Annotated in this window: 3 protein-coding genes; 2 read left to right on the forward strand and 1 reads right to left on the reverse strand. The window is 38.7% G+C overall.

What is annotated here, in order from left to right; genetic code table 11:
• The first annotated feature begins 150 nt into the window (after positions 1-150).
• Together ACE1CC_RS04960 and ACE1CC_RS04965 are read left to right on the forward strand one after the other, a co-directional pair.
• Positions 151-2118, forward strand: a complete 1968-nt coding sequence (locus tag ACE1CC_RS04960; protein WP_413269362.1) for an FAD-dependent oxidoreductase — start codon at positions 151-153, stop codon at positions 2116-2118.
• A 181-nt stretch (positions 2119-2299) separates the two neighbouring features.
• On the forward strand, positions 2300-4768 hold the full coding sequence (locus ACE1CC_RS04965; protein WP_413269363.1) for a PAS domain-containing protein: 2469 nt from the start codon (positions 2300-2302) through the stop codon (positions 4766-4768).
• Here the strand turns inward: ACE1CC_RS04965 and ACE1CC_RS04970 are convergent.
• Entirely contained in the window at positions 4701-6494 is a 1794-nt protein-coding gene (locus ACE1CC_RS04970) for a cyclase family protein (protein WP_413269364.1), read from the reverse strand. The genes ACE1CC_RS04965 and ACE1CC_RS04970 overlap by 68 nt on opposite strands.
• Positions 6495-6730 lie beyond the last annotated feature (236 nt).

A 6730-nucleotide genomic window follows, 5' to 3' on the forward strand; every position in this document is an offset into this window, starting at 1 on the left:
TATATTTTTAATTGGTAAAGTCGAATGCCCTAATTTCCTCGCCTCTGGCTGATCTTGGGTGATAAATCCCGAAGTCAGGCTGTGGGAAATGGATAATAGTTTGGGTATGTTGACGGACTCTCTCACACTTTACTCTTTGCAACTAAATCCATGTGGCAGCCTCGTTCATTTCGGCAATTAATTTGGGGAGTATCGATTTGCGGTTCTTTGGTTGGGGTCGGTTTAGCTTTTGCTTCCGGTAATTACAACGATCGCCCTTTGTTGGGGTTGTTCAATTCTTTTTTTGCTGAGTCAGAACAGCAACCGCCAAAGGAAAATGCTTCTCGAACCTTATCGCTGCTACCTAATGGTAGACCGCGACTCGATCCTTTACCGGCGGCGAAAGAGATTTGGCAATGTGAAGTGGTTGTGGTTGGCGGTTCTTTGGGTGGGGTGGCGGCGGCTTCCCATGCGATGAAATCAGGGGCGAGGACTTGCTTGATTGAGTTAACGCCTTGGTTTGGGGGACAGATTAGTTCCCAAGGTGTGTCTGCGATCGATGAGTCGGACACAATGCTAAGGCTGAATAATTTTTCGAGTAGTTGGAATTCTTTTAAGCAGTTGATTTCACAGCAAAAGATCGTTTTGCCTGCTTGGGCTAAACAAAAGGAAAAATTGTCTGTTGATGATACTAATAGTTGCTGGGTGGGAAGGTTGTGTTTTCCGCCAAAGGTGGGAGAACAAGCGGCGCGACAATTGTTGAATTCCTCTGCTAAGTCTGCGCCTGGGAGTCGTTGGGGGACGGGAATCGCTTTTAAAGGGGCAGAATTTGATGATACAGGCAAGTTGATGACGGCGATTTATGCGGTGCGACGCATTCCACGCGATCGCGATTATGTACCCAGCGGTCGCCTTTCGGAAGATCTCAACCCTTGGTATTCTTGGTCAAGTACTGATACTTATGAGAAAGTGCCCATTCGTTTGGAAGCACCACCAGGGAAAAGATTGATGGTGATTGATGCTACAGATACAGGCGAATTGGTAGCATGGGCGAGAATTCCTCATCGTGTAGGTTCGGAGTCATTCACTACTAGCGGGGAAGTTAATGCTTCACTCAAAGATAATCCTGATTGTACGCAAGCTTTTACTTTTACTTTTGTCTTAGCAATTAAAGACGATCGCGGTGTTAGTCGGGCAGCTTTATCCCAACATGAACCAATATTTTCGCGGAAAGAACATCGGGATCATTTTGACTTAATTGGGTTTCCCATGTTTCATGGACGTAGCTTTTTTAAATATCGTCGAATTATTAGTGCTAAGGGTAATCCCAGATTTAAAGATTATCCATCTTTTGGAGATCTGACTTTAGTTAATTGGTTTCATGGTAATAATTGGAATTTGATGAATCCACCTTTGTTAATGAGTGAAGCAAGGTTAATTCAAACTGGGCAATATCAAAATTGGATCGGTGGAATGTCTATGAGTGCCCTGAAGCATGGGGAAGATCGGGCTTTGTTATTTTCTGAGTGGTTAATGGAAGTAGAAAGTAAGGCTAATTCTAAGTTTCCTTTGGCACATTTGTCCGGTAAAGATTCGCCTATGGGTACGCTTTCAGGGTTGAGTATGATGCCTTATTTTCGTGAGGGAAGGAGAATTATTGGCAGAAAAGCTTACGGACAAACTAATTTTATGGTGCGCGAACAAGATATTCGCAAAGATATGTCTGGGGGGCGGAATTTTCAACCGACTGCCATTGGTGTAACTCACTATGATGTGGATATTCAAGGTTGTATGTATCGCAATTGGGTTCAACCTTGGGAAGCTCAAAGTGCTGGAACGACGGAAGATAAAGTTAAACCTGTAATTATTCCTTTGGAAAGTTTGATCCCTCAAGGTGTTGACAATTTACTAATTGGTGGTAAGGCGATCGCTGTGACGCATATTGTTAATGGTGTAACTAGGATTCATCAAGGTGAGTGGAGTATTGGTGCAGCAGCAGGCGCAACTGCGGGTTGGATTTTAAAAGAGAATCAACCAAAGTTAACGCCAGCTGCGATCGTTCCTAATAAACTAATGCCCAAGTTACATCAATACTTAAGAAATCAAGGGTTGCGCTTTAATTGGTATAAATCCAGATAAGAATTATGTTCCTTGCCAGGGAACTCTTCAGTATTTTTCCTGTGGCGTTCTCACCAAATAAAAGCTTATAGATATTAGGTAATCAGTCTTCCCGATCGCCTGATATTTTTGGGTTTTTTAATGTTACTTACGAAGTTAATTAGGGAATAATAGGTTTGGCAGCGCGAATCTGATTTAATCAATGGTTCGATCGCTCCATATTGTATTATTAAACAGATTTGTCTGTTATATTACTTTACAATCCTTTATTTTACTACTGGGGAGCAATGTGGAACGCCAGCGCCAAGAAAATGAATTTCTAAGTGAGGAACAGTTAAATTTAGCGATCGCTGCTAGCAATTTAGGTTTATGGGATTGGAACATTACTACAGGAAAAATACATTTTAATTCATACTGGAAGCAAATGTTAGGGTATGAAGAAATAGAAATAGAGAATAATTATGCAGCTTTTGAAAAACTGGTACACCCAGAAGATTTGCCGCGAGTATTACAAAATTTAAGCGATCATGTAGAAGGTTTGACTGATTTTTACGAAGCAGAATTTCGGATGTTAAGTAAATCAGGGGACTGGAAATGGATACTTTCACGAGGGAGAGTTTTCCAGCGAGATGAAAGGGGTAAACCTTTGCGGATGACGGGAACTCATCAAGATATTAGCGATCGCAAAAAAGTAGAAGAAGCTAATTTTGAACTTACTCGCAAATACCAAGAGTCTCAAAAAATTGCCCACATTGGAAATTGGGAATTTGATGTACTTACAGGAAGTATAACTTGGTCAGATGAACTATTCCGAATTTATGGAATTACACCAAATCATGCCCCAACTTTTGAACAACTTGTACAACAAATTCATCCCGACGATCGAGAAGCATTTTTAAAAGTTGTGGAAAAGGCATTAAATGAGGGTACAACTTATGAAATCGATCATCGAATTATTCGTCCTGACGGTCAAATCAGATATATTAACGGTAAAGGACAAGCTTTAAAAACTAACCATAAATCACCCAATAATAGAAAGTTTAGTTATGTGTTGCGGTTATTTGGTACAGCAATAGATATTACCGAACGTTGCCAAGCGGAAGCAGCTTTACAACAGCAATTTTTAAGACAGCGTTTATTAGCTGCAATTATGGAACGGATTCGTCAATCTTTGAATTCGGAAGAAGTTTTACAAACAGCAGTAGAAGAAGTTAGGCGGTTTTTGTTAACCGATCGCACTATTATTTACCGATTTAATCCCGACTGGAGTGGTTTAACTGTTGTCGAATCGGTAGCTGAAGAATGGATGCCAATTTTAGGAATTGTGATTCAAGATAATTGCTTTGTAGAAAAGTATGTGCCGCTTTATCAAAAGGGTAGGATTCGGGCTATTGAAGATATTTACAATGGTGAATTACATCAATGTCATGCCGATCAATTAGCACAATTACAAATCCAAGCTAATATTGTAGTTCCTATATTACAAGGCGAAAATTTATGGGGATTATTAATTGCCCATCATTGTAGCAGTCCGAGAAAATGGCAAGATTCAGAAATTGATTGTTTAAAGCAAATATGCTTACAACTAGGAATTGCTATTCAGCAATCTACGCTTTTTGAACAAGCTCAAATTGAAATTGCCGAACGTCAAAAAGCCGAGTTAGCTTTACGGGAAAGTGAAGCCAAATTGCAGGAGAAAAATCAACAACTAGAAATTACCTTAAAAGACTTAAAACAAACTCAAACTCAATTAATTCAAAGTGAAAAAATGGTGAGTTTGGGTCAAGTGGTAGCGGGAATTGCTCATGAAATTAACAACCCAATTACTTTTATATATGGTAATCTAAATTATGCTAATCAATACGTTGAAAGTTTGTTTAAATTAGTGCAATTATATAGTAATTATTATCCTAATCCACCAGATGAAATTCAGCAGGAAATTGCCGAAAATGACTTAGAATTTATTATGGAAGACTTTCCCAAACTGTTAAATTCCATGCAATCAGGCGCAGAAAGAATCGAAAAGATAGTCAAATCATTACGCACTTTCTCGCGCTTGGATGAAGCAGATATGAAGTCTGTGGATATTCATGAAGGCATAGAAAGTACGTTAATGTTGTTACAAAGTCGTCTGAAATGTGCAGAAAAAAAATTAGAAATTCAGGTAATCAAAGATTACAACGAATTACCATTAGTAGAATGTTATGCAGGACAGCTAAATCAGGTAATTATGAATTTGCTTTGTAATGCGATCGACTCTTTCGAGTCACGCTTGGCGATCGAAGCATTAAAAGAAAACAATAAAAAACGCAATATAGAAGAAATTTCTGCTAATCCTTGTACAATTACTATTCGCACTTATCTTTCTAATATGGGAAATGTAGCAATATCTATTGCTGACAATGGTTGTGGCATACCTGAATCTATTCGTAAACGAGTATTCGACCCATTTTTTACTACTAAACCTGTAGGTCAAGGAACGGGATTAGGATTATCAGTTTCTCACTCAATTATTGAACGTCACGGTGGTAAAATTACCTGTGAATCTGAGTTGGGAAAAGGGACAAAATTTATTGTAGAAATTCCTCTAAAACAGTGTAGTGCTATGGTAAAAATGCTAGTACAGCAGCAGGAGAACCAGAACCATTTTTCAATCGTAAAATACCTATAACTAATGTTGTTCCTGTAGCAGGTAACTGTTCTAAGTTAGTGAGATTTTCCAAGACAATTCGAGGTGTTTCTAACATCAAACTATTAACTGTAAAAGTAGTATCTTGCCCGGAATCCACACCATGAGTGTCAATTCCTAAACCAGAAATTGCCCGTTCTTTAAGTAAAAATAAAACCGCTTCTTTGCTAATTCCCGGAAAGTGCATTACTCCCGCTGAATCTGGATTTAAAAACTGATGACTATCTAACCATTTCTCCTGCCACCCCGTATAAACTAGTACAATGCTATCAGCAGGAATTTTGCCGTTTCGTTGTTCCCAATCCCAAATATCATTAATAGTTAAGAGATAATCGGGATTGATTTTTGCTTGGTGACTAATATCAATTACTACCGCAGATTTAACCAAAGATGACGCTAAATATTGCTCAATTCCAATTCCCGAACTGTGAAAGCTTAAGGGTGAATTAATATGTGTGGCGCTATGTTCTCCCAGAGAAAAACGCCGCAAATAGTAACCATCTTTTGCTAATTCGGCAACTGTTTCTAATTCTACAGGTGGATCTCCAGGCCATTGAGGAATGTTAGTATCTATAATATGACTTAAGTGAATAACTTGGGAATATTTAATAGTTTTTTGCGGGGTTTTAGAATTAACTAATCTTTGCAAAGTTGCTGCTTTAATTGCTTGTGTTTGCCCAGAAACAGTAAAAACTAATGCTTCTCGATAAACTCTTTGTGCGGGATGAGATTTTAGATTAGCTGCACCACTAGAAACGGTAATTGCTGCGTGGGCACAGCGTACAGATAAGGCGATCGCCCAACTCCGCAATTTATGTTTCTCTGCTAATGGCAAATCTGCATTTTCTTGCGCTTCTCTAATCGCTTGACGACAATCATTAAATTCGGAAGCTAAATTGTGAAAAGTTTCTTCAATAAAAACGAAAGATTTAGTTTTAGTAGCAGCTTCTACAATATCAATTCCTGCTAAAGCACAACCTAAAGCTAAAAAGGTAGTTTGTTTTAAAATACTCTTTTTATCGTTCTCATGAATCCAACCTTGAGGTTTAATAAAAACCACTTTTTCCTCTGCTAAAAACCATGACTGCAAATTAGCAGCAACAGTATTAGTAGCTGTCATCGCCGCTAATTCCATTGGTTCTTCAAAACTGATTAAACCTTGATTTCCCTGCTGAGTTTCTACTAAAGGAACCACACCAAAAACCGCTTCCCCATTAGGTAAACTAGCAGCAATAATAAACTCAGAAAATATGTTCCAACCAGTTACCCAAGGTACTGTTCCCTCTATTAAAAAACCCCCATTTACAGGAATTGCTTTAACAAGTGGTTCGCCATCCCGTCGCAAATGAGAAAAACCAATGCCTAACAAACGTTTTCCCTGACTCATCAAAGGCAAATATTCTTGTTTTAAAGCAATGTTTTCACTTTGAAAAATCATCGCTGCTGCACTTTGATGTTGAGTTTGCAAAAATGCCAAAGCACCCGAATATCTAGCAACTAATTCTTGGAAATCATCAAATGTATGTTGATTGACTGCTAAACCGCCCCATTCTTTAGGAATTCTTAAGCCTAGTAATCCTAATTCTGCAAGTCCGTTGAGCGCTTTTTGCAATGCTTGGGAGTCATAATCTATAACTGCGGCATTTGGCGCGATCGAGTTAATTAAGTAGGATTTAGTTTGCTCTAACAAAGTGTGTAATTGATTCATCTTCAAACTAAGTAGGTAGATATAAATAAAGTGAAAACTAAGGCGGGCAGGTTTACCCCCCCACCAAAAAAAAAAAAAACATGTTGGGTGGGGAAACAACACCCCCCCAACAAAAATACAATGTACTGATTTAAGCTAACATTTTCCTGGGGCGGGCAGGAAACCCCCCCCACAAAAATAAAAGCATTATTGTGGGGTGGGGATACAGCCCCCCAAATATTTTAATTTATTTAAAT

It is taken from the genome of Floridaenema aerugineum BLCC-F46 (genome assembly GCF_041929345.1).
Classification (GTDB): domain Bacteria; phylum Cyanobacteriota; class Cyanobacteriia; order Cyanobacteriales; family Aerosakkonemataceae; genus Floridanema; species Floridanema aerugineum.

What these genes read in the sequence shown, in the direction of transcription:
- ACE1CC_RS04960 (WP_413269362.1), top strand. Translation starts at nt 151, where the DNA reads ATGTGGCAGCCTCGTTCATTTCGGCAATTAATTTGGGGAGTATCGATT.
- ACE1CC_RS04965 (WP_413269363.1), top strand. Translation starts at nt 2,300, where the DNA reads ATGGTTCGATCGCTCCATATTGTATTATTAAACAGATTTGTCTGTTAT.
- ACE1CC_RS04970 (WP_413269364.1), bottom strand. Translation starts at nt 6,494, where the DNA reads ATGAATCAATTACACACTTTGTTAGAGCAAACTAAATCCTACTTAATT.